Annotated in this window: 20 protein-coding genes; 8 read left to right on the forward strand and 12 right to left on the reverse strand. The window is 71.8% G+C overall.

Annotation, left to right across the window (positions count from 1 at the left end):
* Positions 1-130: 130 nt before the first annotated feature.
* Together ACOJSN_RS06250 and ACOJSN_RS06255 are read left to right on the forward strand one after the other, a co-directional pair.
* The gene (locus ACOJSN_RS06250) at positions 131-709 is read left to right on the forward strand and encodes a hypothetical protein (RefSeq protein WP_420111648.1); all 579 of its coding nucleotides are present in this window, start codon (positions 131-133) and stop codon (positions 707-709) included.
* Positions 710-744: 35 nt separating this feature from the next.
* The gene (locus ACOJSN_RS06255) at positions 745-909 is read left to right on the forward strand and encodes a hypothetical protein (protein WP_420111649.1); all 165 of its coding nucleotides are present in this window, start codon (positions 745-747) and stop codon (positions 907-909) included.
* Between the two features lie 70 nt (positions 910-979).
* Here the strand turns inward: ACOJSN_RS06255 and ACOJSN_RS06260 are convergent, their stop codons facing one another.
* Positions 980-2,479, reverse strand: a complete 1,500-nt coding sequence (locus ACOJSN_RS06260; protein ID WP_420111650.1) for a recombinase family protein — start codon at positions 2,477-2,479, stop codon at positions 980-982.
* Between the two features lie 212 nt (positions 2,480-2,691).
* Here ACOJSN_RS06260 and ACOJSN_RS06265 point away from each other — a divergent pair, with 212 nt between their 5' ends.
* Positions 2,692-3,168, forward strand: a complete 477-nt coding sequence (locus ACOJSN_RS06265) for a hypothetical protein (RefSeq protein WP_420111651.1) — start codon at positions 2,692-2,694, stop codon at positions 3,166-3,168.
* Positions 3,169-3,175: 7 nt separating this feature from the next.
* Here ACOJSN_RS06265 and ACOJSN_RS06270 read toward each other — a convergent pair whose 3' ends face one another.
* From ACOJSN_RS06270 to ACOJSN_RS06290, 5 genes are all read right to left on the reverse strand, one after another.
* Positions 3,176-3,493 (reverse strand): hypothetical protein, encoded by a 318-nt coding sequence (locus tag ACOJSN_RS06270; RefSeq protein WP_420111652.1) that lies wholly within the window; start codon positions 3,491-3,493, stop codon positions 3,176-3,178.
* 283 nt (positions 3,494-3,776) lie between these two features.
* Positions 3,777-4,442 (reverse strand): endonuclease, encoded by a 666-nt coding sequence (locus ACOJSN_RS06275; RefSeq protein ID WP_420111653.1) that lies wholly within the window; start codon positions 4,440-4,442, stop codon positions 3,777-3,779.
* Between the two features lie 104 nt (positions 4,443-4,546).
* Complete coding sequence (locus ACOJSN_RS06280; RefSeq protein WP_420111654.1) at positions 4,547-5,422, reverse strand: DUF4031 domain-containing protein; 876 nt, start codon at positions 5,420-5,422, stop codon at positions 4,547-4,549.
* A gap of 125 nt (positions 5,423-5,547) precedes the next feature.
* Entirely contained in the window at positions 5,548-5,838 is a 291-nt protein-coding gene (locus tag ACOJSN_RS06285) for a WXG100 family type VII secretion target (protein WP_420111655.1), read from the reverse strand.
* Between the two features lie 139 nt (positions 5,839-5,977).
* Complete coding sequence (locus tag ACOJSN_RS06290) at positions 5,978-6,991, reverse strand: hypothetical protein (protein ID WP_420111656.1); 1,014 nt, start codon at positions 6,989-6,991, stop codon at positions 5,978-5,980.
* Between the two features lie 86 nt (positions 6,992-7,077).
* Between ACOJSN_RS06290 and ACOJSN_RS06295 the strand changes: the two genes are divergently transcribed.
* The 5 genes from ACOJSN_RS06295 (at position 7,078) to ACOJSN_RS06315 (ending at position 10,642) form a co-directional block, all read left to right on the forward strand.
* Positions 7,078-7,560: a MogA/MoaB family molybdenum cofactor biosynthesis protein gene (locus ACOJSN_RS06295; protein ID WP_420111657.1), complete on the forward strand. Its 483-nt coding sequence runs from the start codon at positions 7,078-7,080 to the stop codon at positions 7,558-7,560.
* Positions 7,553-7,981, forward strand: a complete 429-nt coding sequence (locus ACOJSN_RS06300) for a molybdenum cofactor biosynthesis protein MoaE (RefSeq protein ID WP_420111658.1) — start codon at positions 7,553-7,555, stop codon at positions 7,979-7,981. Before ACOJSN_RS06295 ends, ACOJSN_RS06300 begins: the two co-directional genes overlap by 8 nt.
* Entirely contained in the window at positions 7,963-9,072 is a 1,110-nt protein-coding gene (moaA, locus tag ACOJSN_RS06305; protein ID WP_420111659.1) for a GTP 3',8-cyclase MoaA, read from the forward strand. The genes ACOJSN_RS06300 and moaA overlap by 19 nt, the downstream gene beginning before the upstream one ends.
* A gap of 12 nt (positions 9,073-9,084) precedes the next feature.
* Positions 9,085-9,705, forward strand: a complete 621-nt coding sequence (locus tag ACOJSN_RS06310) for a histidine phosphatase family protein (RefSeq protein ID WP_420111660.1) — start codon at positions 9,085-9,087, stop codon at positions 9,703-9,705.
* A 139-nt stretch (positions 9,706-9,844) separates the two neighbouring features.
* Positions 9,845-10,642 carry an inositol monophosphatase family protein gene (locus ACOJSN_RS06315; RefSeq protein WP_420111661.1) on the forward strand — a complete coding sequence of 266 codons (798 nt, stop codon included), beginning with the start codon at positions 9,845-9,847 and terminating at the stop codon, positions 10,640-10,642.
* A gap of 38 nt (positions 10,643-10,680) precedes the next feature.
* On the opposite strand, the gene ACOJSN_RS06320 is transcribed toward ACOJSN_RS06315, so the two are convergent.
* From ACOJSN_RS06320 to ACOJSN_RS06345, 6 genes are read right to left on the reverse strand one after another with little or no spacing between them, the layout of a single operon-like run.
* Positions 10,681-10,920: a MoaD/ThiS family protein gene (locus ACOJSN_RS06320; protein ID WP_420111662.1), complete on the reverse strand. Its 240-nt coding sequence runs from the start codon at positions 10,918-10,920 to the stop codon at positions 10,681-10,683.
* Complete coding sequence (locus tag ACOJSN_RS06325; RefSeq protein ID WP_420111663.1) at positions 10,917-11,180, reverse strand: DUF6457 domain-containing protein; 264 nt, start codon at positions 11,178-11,180, stop codon at positions 10,917-10,919. Before ACOJSN_RS06325 ends, ACOJSN_RS06320 begins: the two co-directional genes overlap by 4 nt.
* Positions 11,173-11,775 (reverse strand): molybdenum cofactor guanylyltransferase, encoded by a 603-nt coding sequence (gene mobA / locus ACOJSN_RS06330; protein ID WP_420111664.1) that lies wholly within the window; start codon positions 11,773-11,775, stop codon positions 11,173-11,175. The genes ACOJSN_RS06325 and mobA overlap by 8 nt, the downstream gene beginning before the upstream one ends.
* Entirely contained in the window at positions 11,759-12,223 is a 465-nt protein-coding gene (gene moaC, locus ACOJSN_RS06335) for a cyclic pyranopterin monophosphate synthase MoaC (RefSeq protein ID WP_420111665.1), read from the reverse strand. The genes mobA and moaC overlap by 17 nt, the downstream gene beginning before the upstream one ends.
* A complete protein-coding gene (glp, locus tag ACOJSN_RS06340; RefSeq protein WP_420111666.1) occupies positions 12,220-13,446 on the reverse strand; it encodes a gephyrin-like molybdotransferase Glp in 1,227 nt (408 codons plus the stop codon). The genes moaC and glp overlap by 4 nt, the downstream gene beginning before the upstream one ends.
* Positions 13,443-14,567, reverse strand: a complete 1,125-nt coding sequence (locus ACOJSN_RS06345; RefSeq protein WP_420111667.1) for a ThiF family adenylyltransferase — start codon at positions 14,565-14,567, stop codon at positions 13,443-13,445. Before ACOJSN_RS06345 ends, glp begins: the two co-directional genes overlap by 4 nt.
* Positions 14,568-14,727: the final 160 nt, after the last annotated feature.

Here is a 14,727-nt window from a genome sequence, read left to right on the forward strand (position 1 = left end):
CAGCACGAGCACGCCGTCACAGCCGCCGCGCCCGCCGAGAGCACGAGGCGCAGCCGGGAAGTTCCGCCCGAGTTCGCATCTCCGGCCGTGTCCCGACAGGGCGCGCCCGCGCTGGCGATGTGAGCCGACGATGACCGACGAGAAAAACCCTCCCGAGCCGCCCGAGGCCGTGCCTCCCGGCGACGATCCGGCAGACGGCTTCGGAGAGCCACTACTGCCCGAACCGCCCCACCCGATCAACTGGAACCTGCTCACGGCGGACGAGGCCGAGGCAGAGTGGCTGGAGCTCAACAAGTGGACCGACTGGCTGCGCCGTACCTACGGGCTTCCGGCCTCGGTGCTGCCCCCGTTCTGGCATCGTCACCCTGAGCTCGTGTGGGAGCTCAGCGCCCTGCACCTGCATTGGCTCGCGGCCTACGACCCCGAGCAGAACGCCTCGGCACCGCTGGGGTGGCACCGCGACTTCGCGGACGCCCGACAGCGGCTCCGCGATTGGGTCGCCGCGTGCGGCACCCGACTGGACCGCGACCGTCCCACCCGCCAGACCGCATGGCCCGGAGAAGACCCCTCCGAGCCCGTCGAGGACCGGATCATCGAGGACCGCGATCAGGACTTCGTGCAGTTCGTCCTCGATGATGTGCAGGCACGCCGCGAGGCTGAGGAGGCGTTCTTCGCCGGGCTGAATCCCGCGACCGGAGAGCCGCCATGATCCGGTCGTCCGCAGCCGGCAACCACCGCGCTGCGATGTCCGATCCCACCGCGACCGCACAAGAGGAAGCCGCGATCCCGGAAGGCTTCGACATCGCAGCCTGGGCTCGCGAGGCGTGCGAGGCAACGGGCGTACCGTTCGCGGTGGAGGACCCCGTGACCCTCGCCAAGCTGCGCGATCTTGCCGAGCATCCCGCGTGAGGATCGCAGGCCGACAACGCAAAGGAGCCCGCTACACCTCGGAAGGTGAGCGGGCTCCCTCGCGCCGCGGCTACGCCTTGAATAGCAGCTCGACTCGCTCGGGTCGGAACCGTGAGCCGCAGTTCGGATCAGGGTTGACGACGAGCGTGTCGATCAGCGAGGTCAGAATCGCCCGCTTCTGCGGAATCGACCACTCCTCGCCCCAGGCGTGCCTCAGAGCCGCCTCGTCCCCGATGGGGAGCCCTTTCAGGGCGCTTGTGCGGTTCACCTTCCCCAGCGCGAGCTCCGCGTCGTGAATCGCCCCCTGCGCGGCCACACGCGCCGCATGGAACTCGGCCCGGCTCAGAACACCCGCCCCGTAGTCGCGGGCCAGGTCTTCCAGCCGCGCCCGCGCAGCCACGATACGGTTCATCGCCGCCCCAACCACGCCGGAGGAGTCGGGGGATACCGAGGGGAGCTCGGTGACAGCGAGCCGCGCGATAACGGCACCGCTGACCAGCCGCTCCAGGCTCGGGCCGGAGACGGTCAGACCCCCACGCTCCGGGTAGGCGGGCACGGGCATACAGCGGTAGTAGAACCGCTTGCCCGGCGAGCTATGGCCCGAGTGTCGCCCCGAGACGAGCCCCGCACCGCACTTACCGCACGTCGCGATGGTGGACAGCAGCGTGACCGAGGACGCGCCCACGCGACGGTCGGGACTTCCGAGCATCGCCCGGATGCGGGTCGTCTCTGCGGGGGTAATGATCGCCTCCCAGTTGCCCGGCCCCAGTATCTCCCGGCCGTTCGGGCCGTCGCCGCGTTTCAGAGACGGCTCGTAGGCCCGCTGTCCCGAGATTCGCGCGGAGACGAGGATCGACTTCACCGTGGTCGCGTGCCACACCCCGAGCGTGCCTTTCCCGGCCCGCGGCGACGGCACACCGGACTCCTCGTTCAGCCACTTCGTGATCGACCGGAGCGACTGACCCGCGAGGAACCTGTCGGCCATTTTGCGGACCACGACCGCCTCCTCCGGGATCAGGACACCACCGTTGCCGTAGCCGAACTTCGCGGCGCCGTGCCAGTCGCCGCGCTCGGCCTTCTGGCGGTTCGCGCGGCGGATACGGTCGGCCTTGTGCCCGGATTCGTAGGCGGCCATCGCGACGAGCTGGCGGGCCATCAGCCGGCCCTCGTGCGTGTTCAGGTCGAACGCCCCGCCCATCACGGCCTCAATGCGGATCGGGTGGGACTCCACGAGGTCGATCAGGTCTTCCAGCTCGCGCGGACGCCGGTAGAGCCGGTCAACGTGCCACACCACCACTCGCGAGGGACCCGTCTTGATCCGGGCGAGCATCTTGTCGAAATCGGGCCGCTTCTTGTTCAGGTACGCCGACGTGTCGTTGTCCATGAACACGTCCTCGTCCGTCACTGCCAACCCGAGACGGGCGCAGAGCGACAGGCAGTCGGCCCGTTGTCGCTCGACCCCGGCCTCCTCGCCCGTCCGGTCTTCGCTGATCCGCAGGTAGATCAAGACCTGCTCCACCAGCTCGGCCGGGGCCGTGTCCGGGCGACGTTCCAGCACGCTCACGCTCATCGGAACTCACCCGACTCGACCACCTCGAAGCCGTGCCGCTCACACCACTCCCGGCACGCTTCCTGCTGCGTCAAGAGGGCGTCTTCGGTCTTCGGAGTCGGTGCCTTCGCACCAACCCGGACGTAGACCACGGCCCTCGGGTTCGTGCCCGCTTCCGCGGGCTCGTTCGCCACAAAATCCCTGTTCATCAGGGCATCACCTCCACTGTTGAGGTGCGTCAGAAGCACCAAGTGGAGAAGACGACGTTGCTGCCGTTGCTGGTGGAGCGGCTCGCCGGCGAGTGCGTGGTCTTCGATGTCGACTGGCTCATCGACCCGCTGGCACGGTCCGCTCCGCATGGACAGGTGGACTGGCCGACCTTCCGTGACCTCTGGCTGCATGTGGCGCACGGGGTGACTCAGAACGGTCTCGACGCGCTGCTGCTCGGACCGTTCTTCCCCGAGCAGTTGGAGGAGATGCCGGGGCGAACGTGGATCAGCGAGATCCATGCGCTCGCGCTCGACTGCCCGGACGAGGAGCGTGCGCGCCGGATCGAAGCGCGGCCCGGCTGGCGCGCCCGTGACATCGATGAGCAGATCGCGTTCGGCCGATGGCTGCGCGAGAACATCGACACGGTCGTCGACACGGCGGAGGTGAGCCCGGCCGACACCGCCGACGCGGTGGCCGTCTGGGTCCGTGCGCGTCGGTGACCGGCGGTCAGGCTGAGCGCGCGGCGAGGTACTCCTCAAGTGCGGCGCGCGCGAGTGCGGAGATCGAGCGACCTTCGCTGGCTGCCACTGCCTCGGCCCGCGCTCGTACGTGCTCCGGGACGCGAAAGGCAACCTGGGGGGAGGGTCGTCCTTCGCCGGAGAGTGACGGACGCCCGCGGCGGCGCTGCGCCACCGTGTACGCCTCGGTGGTGGCTTCGGTCAGAGGTGTGCCGTCAGGCCACGTTCGCCCGGTGTCGTCGAGTTCGGCGTCGCCCTGGATGAACTCGCTGCCCGTCGTGACGGTGTACTCACGTGCTTCGCCCATCGTGCTCTCCTTCCTCGTGGCCCATGAAGAACGCGGTGGGCATGACGTGAATGATGAGGACGAGGTCCTCGTCGGGGAGTGGTACCCCGACAATGTGGAGTTCTCGGCCACGCTTGTCAGTGCCGACCCAGACCAACTTTCCTTCTTCGTCGTGTCGAGGCTCACCTGCATCGAGAAGCGCTTCGCGCGCTGCCTGGCGACCAATCTTGTACTTCCGAGCAGACCTCGTGAACTGAAACCGTGCGGACTCCATCGTCTCACTCCGACCACTTAATGTCCAACACTATTCGCGGCTTCCCCCGCCGAGGGTGGCGCGCACGCAGGCGGCGGCGAGGCGGGGGAGGTCGAACGGGTCGACGAGGTCCGCGAGCTCCTCCGGGTGGGCGGGCAGGCCGAGCGTTGCGGCGCCGCGCAGCACGCGCTCGTCCAGGTAGGGCGCGACGTCGGGCCAGACACCCTGCGCCTCGCGCAGCACGATGTGGGCGGCCTGCGTGCCGACCCCGGGGATGCGACGAAGCAGCCGGTGCAGGTCCTCGGCGGAGTCGGCGGTGGCAGAGAGCCGCCTGAGGTCGCCGGAGCACCGCTCCAGCACGTCCGCGCCCGCTTGCACCAGCAGCGCCGCCTTGGTGTGGTGGAAGCGCCAGTAGCCCGCCAGGGTCAGCGCCCGAGAGACGTCGGCGGGATCGGACTCCGCGAGTGCCGCCGGAGTGCGGGTGAACGGACGCAGCGCGCGCGAGGCGCGGATCGCCGTGGTGTGCTGGACCGGCGCGGCGAGCAGGCAGGCGAGTACCAGCAGCCGGAACAGCGGTGCCGGGGTGTCGCGGACCGTGCTCCCGGCGGCGGCCGCGAACGTACTGGTCTCCCGGATCAGGCGCGCGGCATGCTCGTGAGGGCTCGCATCGGTGCTGGGGGCGTCGAGTGCGGTGACTGCGTGCAGTGGAGCGGACATGGGAGTTCTCCGATCTCTGGGTGCGTGAAAGGACCGGTCGCGCACGTGGCGCGGAGCCGGCTGGACCGGCTCCGTGGTGAGCCGATCGATCGAGTGCGGGCCGCTCAGCCCGTGAGCGCCGCGAGTTCGCGACGCAGGTTCGCCTCGGCCTGTGGTTGCCACCGCTCGCGACCGCGGTCGGTCCGGTAGAGCGGGTCGAGGTCGAGCAACGTGCGCAGCACGGCGGCACGCCCGGCGCGCCAGTCGGCGTCAGCGACGTGGGCGTAGTCCTGCCGCACGGCGGCGACGTAACGGTCGTAGCGGGCGGGACTGCCGCCGAGTACGGCGAGGTCGGCATCGCACAGCAGCGCGCCGTGCGAGTCTTCGGCTGCTGGGGCGTGGTCGGCGGTCACTCGCACAAGCCTGCCCACCTCGGCGACCTCGGCGTCGGGGAGGACCCCGGCCAGCGACCTCTCGGCGAGCACCGCCGATGCCTCCTCGTCGGAACCTGGGACCCCGTCGTAGATGGCGTCGTGGAACCACGCCGCGAGCTCCACCACCAGTGGCGCGCCCGAGGGCGCCAGCGTCGCCAGCGCGTCGAGCACCGCCAAGAGGTGCGTGACGTCGTGATAGTGCCGGTGCTGCTCCGACCAACGCTCGAGCAGCTCGTCCCGCACCGCGCCGACCGACGCCAGCGCGGCCGGCCATCGCCGTCGCAACACGAACGCCGCATGCTCGGGCCGCTCCCGCGACGTCACCCGGAGCCCACTGGCGCGCAGCCGCCGGATCAGTTCCGCCCCACTCACCGGTTCCGCTCCGAGCGTGATCAGCTCCTCGCGTCGCGACTCCGACACGTCGTAGTGATCGCGGTCGAACGCTCGCCGGTTCAGCCCGGCGCGCTCCGCGAACGCGTGCAGCTCCGCGAGCGAGGTGTCCGAGACCAGGTGCGCGAACACCGTGCCGTGCGCCGGCCATCGAGCGGGATCGATGAGCACGGCCACGCTCACACCCTAGGCGTGAGCCGCTCGGCGTGGCCGCGCCGAGCATCGCCGCACGCAGCACCGCCGCACGCAGCACGGCTGCGCGCAGGACAGCCTCACCGACCAGCAGCCACGGCGAGCTGCGCTCAGCGGGCGAACATCCGCATCGCACTGGTCTCGGCCTCCTCGTACTGCCGGGAACCGGCATCGAGGCACATCGCGATGGAGTCCAGCGAGCTCTCGACCTGATGCTGCGTGGCACGCCAGACGGCGAGCACAGCGCTGAACGCGCTCGACGCCCCGCCACGCCAGGAGTCCTGCAGCGCGGTCAGGTGACCCATCATCGCGCTGACCTCGCTGCGGATCGCCGCCGCCGACGTGCGGGTGTTCCCGCTCGCGCGGAGGATCTCACCACTGTCGACCTCGAAACGTGCCATGTCCATCCGTCCCTTCGCTGGGGGCGTCACCGGTGCGACGCCGCTGCAGCGACGCTACGGATGCCACGCGCGGCGCCGCCGATCGTGCGAGGGGGTGCTGTGGATACAGGTGCATCGGGCTGCACCTGTGGACAACGGGTCAGCGGGTCGGCGGCCTTGACATCGAGGAGCCGTCGTCGTCATCGCCGATGCCGCTGCGCGCCGCTTCGCGCTCGCGTGCCTTGCGTGCGGCGCGCTCCTCCTTCTCGACCCGCCGCCGCTCGCGGTCGGCAGCGAGCGCGGCCCGCCGCGCGTTGGCGCGCTCGCGCGCCGCCCGTCGTGCGACGTCCACCCGGTCGGCCGCGGTGAGCGGCGCCGGCTCGGCGGCGACCGCGGCGGCGTCCGCCGCATCTGCGGAGTCGAAGACCGCCATCTTCGCGGCGACGATCTCCGCGACGTGCGATTCCTCGCCCTCGCCCCGCTCGGGGAGCCCGTCCAGCTCGTGCTGCAGTCGCGCCAGCTCGGCTCGGAGGTTGTCACGCGCGGCGTTCTCCCACGAGCGCCCCAGCGGGCTCGCGAAGAGCGCCCGGCGGTCCAGCAACCGGCCCACGATCGCCAGCCGTGCCTCGACGTAGTCGCGCTCAGGGATGTGGCTGTACTCCGCGCGCACCTCGCGCCGGTAGGCCTCGTATCGCTGCGGCTCGGCGGCCAGCCCGCCGAGATCGGCGTCGCACAGCGCCTGCGCGTCGATGTCGTCGGCGGGCGCCACGTGGCGTGAGAGGTACCCAATGAGGGTCCCGACCCGCTCGATCGCTGCGGCCGGCACGCCGAGGGCACCGAGCTCGGTGCGTGCCAGCTCCGCCGACCCCTCCGCGTCCGCCCCGCCTCGGTGCGCGTAGGCGTGCTGCGCCGCGCTCGTGAACACCGCACCGTGGTACCAGGCGGCAATCCGGACCACGTCGGGATCGTGCGTCTCCGCCGCCACCTCGTCCACGCGCGCCAGCACGCCGATGAGTCGCTTGAGGTTGTGGTGGACACGCTCGGAGGAGGTCCACCGCTCGATCAGCCCCTGACCGGTGCGTTCGATCGCCGCGCGGTCGGCGGTGGCGCCGACCGCCTCGACACTGCGCCGCCAGGCTGAGAGCAGCCACTGCGGAGCCTCGGTGCTTCCCACCTGCTGCTCATCCCCTCGTCCGATCGCGCCCATGCTACGCCGGGACCTGACGGCGAGTCCGCCTCCCGGGCGCCTACTCTGAGTGGATGGGTACCCACCGCGCGGTCGTGATCACGGTCTCCGACCGCTGCTCGGCCGGCACGGCCGAGGATCTCTCCGGGCCTCGCGCGGTGAGCCTGCTGACCGAGGCGGGCTACGCCGTCGAGCCGGCCCAGGTGGTTCCTGACGGCGTCTCACCCGTCCGTGACGCCTTGCGGGCCGCCATCGACGGCGGTGCTCGACTCGTGCTAACGACCGGCGGCACCGGTGTCTCGCCCCGCGATGTCACGCCCGAGGCCACGGCCGAGGTGCTCGAGCGCACCCTGCCGGGTGTCGCCGAGGAGATCCGTCGCGTGGGGTCGCGCCATGTCCCGACGGCGGTGCTCACCCGGGGCCTGGTCGGCACCGTGGGCTCGTGCGTGGTGGTCAACGCGCCTGGTTCGCCGGGTGGGGTCGCCGACGCGCTCGCGGTGGTGCTGCCGCTGCTGGAGCATCTGCTCGCGCAGCTCGAGGGAGGCGACCATGGCTGAGGTGATGCTCGCGGAGCTGAGCGATCGGGCGCTCGACGTCGGAGCTCACCTCGATGCCGTCCGCACCTCGGCGGTGGGTGCCGTCGCCTCGTTCGTGGGGACCGTGCGCGATCACAGCCCGGACGCGGCGGGTGAAGTGGTGGAGCTCGAGTACTCGGCGCACCCGGACGCTGCGGGCGCGTTGGCAGAGATTGCCGAGCGGGTCGCGATGGAGTTCGAAGGCGTGCGCCTGGCGGTGAGTCACCGGGTGGGTGTGCTGGCCGTGGGCGACGTCGCGATCGTGGTCGCTGCCGCCGACGCCCATCGCGGTGAGGCGTTCGACGCCTGTCGCGCGCTGGTCGAGGCCGTCAAGGCCGAGTTGCCGGTGTGGAAGAAGCAGGTGCTGGCGGATGGTTCGCACACATGGGTCGGCTCGGCATGAGCGCACCAGCGAGTGAGGACCGGAGCGGAGCGAGGACCGGAGCGAGTGTCGGTGCGCGACCGGAGGGGCGGGGCGTCGGAGTCTCGTCCTCACTCCGCGGCCCTCTCGTCGACAAGCACGGCCGCGTGCACCGCGACCTGCGCATCTCGCTCACCGATGTGTGCAACCTGCGCTGCACCTACTGCATGCCGGCCGAGGGGGTGCCGTGGCTGGCGCGGGAGAACATCCTCACCACCGACGAGCTGGTGCGGGTGGCGGAGGTCGCGGCCGCGCTGGGGATCGTGGAGGTGCGGCTGACCGGCGGTGAGCCGCTGCTGCGGCCCGACGCCGTGGAGGTGGTGCGACGGATGGCCGCGATCGAGGGGGAGCAGGGGCCGTTGGAGGTCTCGATGACCACCAACGCGTTGCGGTTGCCCACGCTGGCGGAGCCGCTGCGGGAGGCGGGACTGGCGCGGCTCAACATCAGCCTCGACACCCTCGACCGCGGGGTGTTCAAGACGCTCACCCGCCGAGACCGCTTCGACGACACGATCGCCGGCATCGAGGCCGCGATCGCCGCCGGGTTCGCGCCGATCAAGCTCAACACGGTCGCGATGCGAGGAGTCAACGACGGTGAGATCACCGCCTTGTTGCGCTACGCCGTCGAGAACGGCCTCGAGCTGCGGTTCATCGAGCAGATGCCGCTCGACGCGGGCCACATCTGGTCGCGCCCCGAGATGGTGACCGGCGAGGAGATCCTCGCCGCGCTCGAGCAGGAGTTCGCGCTCACCGAGCTGCCCGGACGCGGCGCCGCTCCGGCCGAGCGCTTCCTCGTGGACGAGGGCCCGAGCACGGTGGGTGTGATCCGCTCGGTCACGCGGCCGTTCTGCGGTGCCTGCGACCGGGTCCGGCTGACGGCGGACGGCCAGTTGCGCAACTGTCTCTTCGCCCGCACCGAGTCCGACCTCGCCGGGCTGCTGCGCAGCGGCGGGACGGACGACGACGTCGCGCGCCTCATGCACGCCTGCATCGCCGGCAAGCTGCCTGGGCACGGCATCGACGAGCCGGGGTTTCTGCAGCCCGATCGCCCGATGTCGGCGATCGGCGGCTGAGATGCTGGCCTGATGACAGTGATGCGCACGATGCCGTCGGGCCGGCTGGTACTGCTGCGGCACGGGGAGACGGAGTGGTCGCGCTCGGGGCAGCACACCGGCACCACCGACATCCCGCTGACGCCGCGCGGCGAGCAGCAGGCGCGCGCCGTTGCTGATGCGCTGGCGGACTTCACCTTCGTGCTCACGCTGTGCTCGCCGCTGCAGCGCGCTCGCCGCACCGCCGAGCTTGCGGGCCTGGAGCCCGAGGTCGACGAGGATCTGCGCGAGTGGGATTACGGCGGCTACGAGGGCCTCACGACCGCCGAGATCCGGGATCGCCTCGGCTATGACTGGAGCGTGTTCCGTGACGGCGTGGTGCCGGGCGAGACGCCCGGCGAGACCGTCGAGGAGGTCGCCGGCCGCGCCTCGCGCGTGGTCAAGCGCGCGTTGGCGGCGATGGCCGACGGCGACGTCGCCCTGGTCGGTCACGGTCACTGCTCGCGTGTACTCGCCACCGTGTTCCTGCAGCAGGAGCCGCGTATGGGCGCGAAGCTGCTGCTCGACGCCGGATCCCTCAGCGTGCTCGAGTACGAGCGCGAAGAGCCCGCGATCCGGTCCTGGAACGTGCCAGCCGCGCTCGATCAGCCCTGAGTGCGCCCCGGTGAGTGCGCACAGTGCACGGTGCGCACCCACCGGGGATGTGCGCACTCACCGATCGCCGAGCCGTACCCACCGCCGACCTGCGGACGTCGCCGCTGGCCATGGGAGGACTGCACTAACGTGGTGGCACGTGGAGACTGAGGCCGTCCTTGATCTGCTGAAGCAGACCGCCGTCGATGTGATCACCCCCCGATTCCGAGCGCTCGCCGAGGGGGAGGTCTTCGTGAAGGACCACCCGGGCGATCTCGTGACCGTGGCCGACCGGGAGTCCGAGAAGGTCATCACCGCGGCGCTGCGCCGTGCCTACCCGGACGCGATGATCCTCGGCGAGGAGGCCGCCGCGGCCGACCCCAGCCTGCTGGAGGTGTTCGCCGGTGCCGAGCACTCGTTCACGATCGATCCGATCGACGGCACCTACAACTTCGTGCACGGCAAGGCCGACCACGCGGTGATGGTCGCCGAGCTCCGCTCCGGCGAGGTGGTGCGGAGCTGGATCTGGCAGCCCGAGCACCAGCTCGCGTTCGTCGCGGAGAAGGGTGCGGGCGCCTACCGCAACGGTGAGCGACTGCCGCTGCTGGCGCCGTCTGCAGACTCGAACTCCTGGCGCGGTATCAGCTCGCAGTCCCAGATCCGCGACGGCGAGTTCGACGGGCTCGCGCCGGTGCGCGAGACCTGGTTCTGCGCCGGTGTCGACTACTCGCACCTGGCCGCGGGCGATATCGACTTCATCGTCTTCGCGCACGCCAAGGCGTGGGATCACGCACCCGGGCTGCTGCTGCTCAGCGAGGTGGGCGGCACCATCCAGCGCGCCGACGGCACCAGGTACGACCCCGCCGTGGCCCGCCCGTGGTTGATCGGCGGCGCGAGCCCCGCTGTGGCCGACGGCGTTCGTACGTACCTGGGCGATGCGATCGGTACGTTGGGCTGACCGCGATCTCGACACCGTGAGGGCAGCCTCGCCTGAGGTCAGCCGCCCGCGAACGGCGGCAGGATGTCGACCACATCGGCGTCGGCGATCGGGGCACCGGGGTCGTCGATGCGGCGGCCGTCCACGAGGATCGCGCAGCGGGTGAGCACCCGCTCGAGGTCGGGGCCGTGGGCGGCGATCAGGCGGGCGCGAAGATCGCCCACCGTGGCGGCGTGGACCGACTCGCTCTGGATGCCGGCCGCTTCCGCCGCAGCCGCGAAGTAGCGCACCTGGGTCATGACCGCTCCCACGTGCGGGCAGCGGTCGCGGCACGCTCGGACGCCGCCAGCACGGCCTCGCGCATACCGCCCTCGCGCGCCGCGGCCAGCCCCACGATGAACGCGCTGACCGGCGCGGCCGGGCGGTCCACGTGGTGGGCGACGTCTCGCGTCATGTCCAGCAGCGCGCGCAGCTCGACGGCGGAACTGTCCACGTCGAGCGTGGTGCACAGGTGCTCGATCCAGTCCTGGATCTGGGGCAGCGAGCGGGACTCACTCATCGGGGCCTCCTCCGGCTCGGCGGCGACGGGCGATCCTCAGATCCTCCCAGGTGTCGATGTCCGCCGCTGCCGAAGCGCCGACGTCCACTCCCGTGAGGGCCAGCCCCGTGAGCAGCCGCCGCGCCGAATGCCCGGTCGGGTCACCGAGCGCGGTGAGCGCCTCCGCCAGCGCGGCCCGCCGGTAGATCCCGGTCAACCACTGCGGACGACCCGCCTCGTCCACGAGGTACGTCCCATCGCCGGCCGGGTCCCGGGCGGCCATCAGCGCGCCCACCGCCACGACCGGGTCGGCGAGATCACACGCCAGCACGAGCACCGCCGTCGAGCCCTCGCCGAGCGCGGAGAGGCCGACCGCCAGACCGGCCACGGGGCCGCCGAACGGCGGGTGTTCCTGCACCACAGGGACCCCCGGAGCCAGTGGTTCCGGCCCCACCACGACCACGCGCCCCGCACCCGCCTGCCGTGCGGCGGCGATGGTGCGGTCGACCAGCCGCTCGCCATCGAGCGTCAGCGCGGCCTTGTCGTGCCCGCCCAGCCGGGTGCTGCGGCCGCCGGCGAGCACGACGGCGTCGATCACCTCAGCGGTGCCAGTCACCTGACTTGCCACCGGTCTTGGCCTCCAGTCGCACGTGCGCGATCTCGGTGCCCTTGTCGAGCGCCTTGACCATGTCGACGACGGCGAGCGCGGCCACCGAGGCAGCGGTCAGAGCCTCCATCTCGACGCCGGTGCGATCGGCGGTGCGGACTTCTGCGCGGATCGCGAGGCCGTCGTCGGTGACCTCGAGGTCCACCACGGCCCCGTGCACCCCGATCACGTGCGCCAGGGGGAGCAGGTCGGGCGTCTTCTTGGCGGCGGCGATCCCCGCGATCCGGGCGACGGCGAGCACGTCGCCCTTGGGCACGCTGTCGTCGCGCAGCGCCGCGACCACGTGCGGTGCGCACGCCACCAGCGCCGAGGCCGTGGCCGAGCGCACCGTCGGCTGCTTCTCGGTGACGTCGACCATCCGCGCTTCGCCCGCGTTGTCGATGTGGGTCAGCTTCATCGTTCGCCTTCCAGGACCTCGATCTCGTCGCCGGCATGGATCTGGGTGACGTCGGCGCGTACGCGTGCCAGGCCGTCTGCGCCCGCGAGCCCTCCCACCAGGTGGCTGCCGGAGCCGCGCCGGGACGCCGGGTGCACGAGCGGGCTGATGCCCTGGCGATCGATCGTGACCGGCATGTACTGCTCACGCCCCTCCGGGCTGCTCCAGTCGACGGCCGCACGCGCCGGCAGGAACCGCGGCTGCACGTCGGCCTCGCCCGCCAGCCGGCGCAGCGCCGAGCGCACGAACACCTCGAACGAGACGTACACGCTCACCGGGTTGCCGGGAAGCGTGATCACGAGCGTGCCGTCCTCGAGCCGACCCCACCCCTGCGGCTTCCCCGGCTGCATCCGCACCGGCCCGAACCACATGCTCGGCAGCGGCGCGAGCACGGCCTTGACCACGTCGTAGGCGCCCACGCTGACGCCACCGGAGAGGATGATCGCGTCCACCTCGGGGGAGAGCCGGGCGAGCGTCTCGCGCAGCGCGGCTTCGTCGTCCGGGACCGCGGGGACACGCACCGGGACGCAACCCGCCTCGGCCACCGACGCCGCGAGCACGTGGCCGTTGGACTCGGGGATCTGGCCGAACGCGAGCGGACGCCCCGCCTCCACCAGCTCCGACCCGGTCGAGATCACCGCCACCCGGGGGCGTGCGTGCGTGTCCAGGGTCCCATGGCCCGCTGCGGCGGCTGCACCCAGGTGGCGTGCGGTCCGCCGGGTGCCGGCGCGCAGCACCAGGTCGCCGACCGCGAGGTCGTCGCCTGCGCCGCGCACGTGCGCGCCGCGGGCTGCAGCAGCACGGATCGTCACGGTCTCGGTCCCGCCGTCGGTTGCCTCCACGGGCACGATCGCGTCCGCACCGTCGGGCAACGGCGCGCCCGTCATGATCCTGATCGCGGTCCCGGTGACCAGGGTGAGGCGATCGGTCCGGCCGGCCGGGACGTCGTCGGCGACCGGCAGCACGACAGGTCGCTCAGGACCGGCGCTCGCGACGTCGTCGGCTCTCACGGCGTAGCCGTCCATCGCCGAGTTCGTGAACGGCGGGATCTGCTCGCGAGCGAGCAGATCGGACGCCAGGACCAGCCCGACGGCGTCGCTCAGGTCTGTCGGTGCGCTCGCCGTGGGCTCGATGGCGGCGAGGATGCGGGCGCGGTAGTCGTCGGCGGAGATCGGAGCGCTCATGAAGCGCGCGCACTCTCAGCCGCGATCCAGGCCGGGTAGCCACCCTTGAGCCACCGGGCCTCGATGCCCACACCCCTCAGCTGGGCGGCTGCGAGCTCGGCCCGCGGTCCGACCCGGCAGTAGGCCACCACGATCCCCTCGCGCGGTATCGCTGCTCGGCCCGCCTCGGTCATGACAGGTGCGAGCGGCACGTGGACGCTCCCGGGGATCGCACCGGACGTGAGCTCGAACGGCTCCCGGACGTCGAGGAATGTGATCGTTTCTCCGCGTGCGATCGCTTGGCGGACCTGGGCTGAATCCATGGCGTCGGGAGCAGCTGCCGCCGCCGGTGCCGGCGCTGCTGCTGCGGGCAGGTTCTGTGCTCGGTCGCGAGGGCGCAACGGGACCTCGGTCCAGCGCTGGGCGAGCCCGTCGAGCACGAGCAGCCGGCCGAGCAGCGGCTCGCCCACGCCGGTGATCAGCTTGATCGCCTCGGTGGCCATCACCGAACCGACCTGCCCGGTGAGCGACCCCAGCACACCGGCCTCGGCGCACGAGGGCACCGAACCGGGCGGGGGCGGGTCGGGAAACAGGTCGCGCAGGGTGACACCGCCGGGCGAGGTCGGCCAGAACACGCTGATCTGCGCGTCGAACGCGAGCACCGAGCCCCACACCAGCGGGATGCCCAGTTCCGCACACGCGTCGGAGACGGCGTACCGCGTCTCGAACGTGTCGGTGCCGTCGAGGACGAGGTCGTAGCCGCGCAGGATGTCCGTCGCGTTCGCGGGTGTGAGCCGCTCGCTGTGCGGCTCGATCTGGAGGTCGGGGGAGATCGCGTGCAGGCGTTCGGTGGCGCTGTCGAGCTTGCTGCGCCCCACGTCGGCGGCACCGTGCAGCACCTGCCGCTGCAGGTTGGTGGTGTCCACGGCGTCGTCGTCGACGATCCCCAGCGTCCCCACCCCCGCGGCGGCGAGGTAGAGCAGCGCCGGCGACCCGAGGCCGCCGGCACCCATCACGCAGACGCGCGCTGCGAGCAGGCGGCGTTGGGCGATCTCGCCGAGCTGCGGGAGCAGCAGGTGACGCGAGAATCGTTCCGCCTGCTCCGCGGTCAGCGGCGGTCCTGGCCGGCCGAGGGGTTCCACGGTGCCCACGCTAGTAGCCCGACCCGAGCGTCGAGACCGAGGCTGAGCGCCGCGCCCGCGGGGGGGCCCCCGCGGGCTCGGCCGCAAGCCCCCGTCTCGGCGGGCGCGGGGGGGGGGGCGCCGGCAGCGGGGGGGCCGCCGGGGGGGGCCGGCGCGGCGG

It is taken from the genome of Pseudactinotalea sp., assembly GCF_048594945.1.
Lineage (GTDB): Bacteria > Actinomycetota > Actinomycetes > Actinomycetales > Beutenbergiaceae > Pseudactinotalea.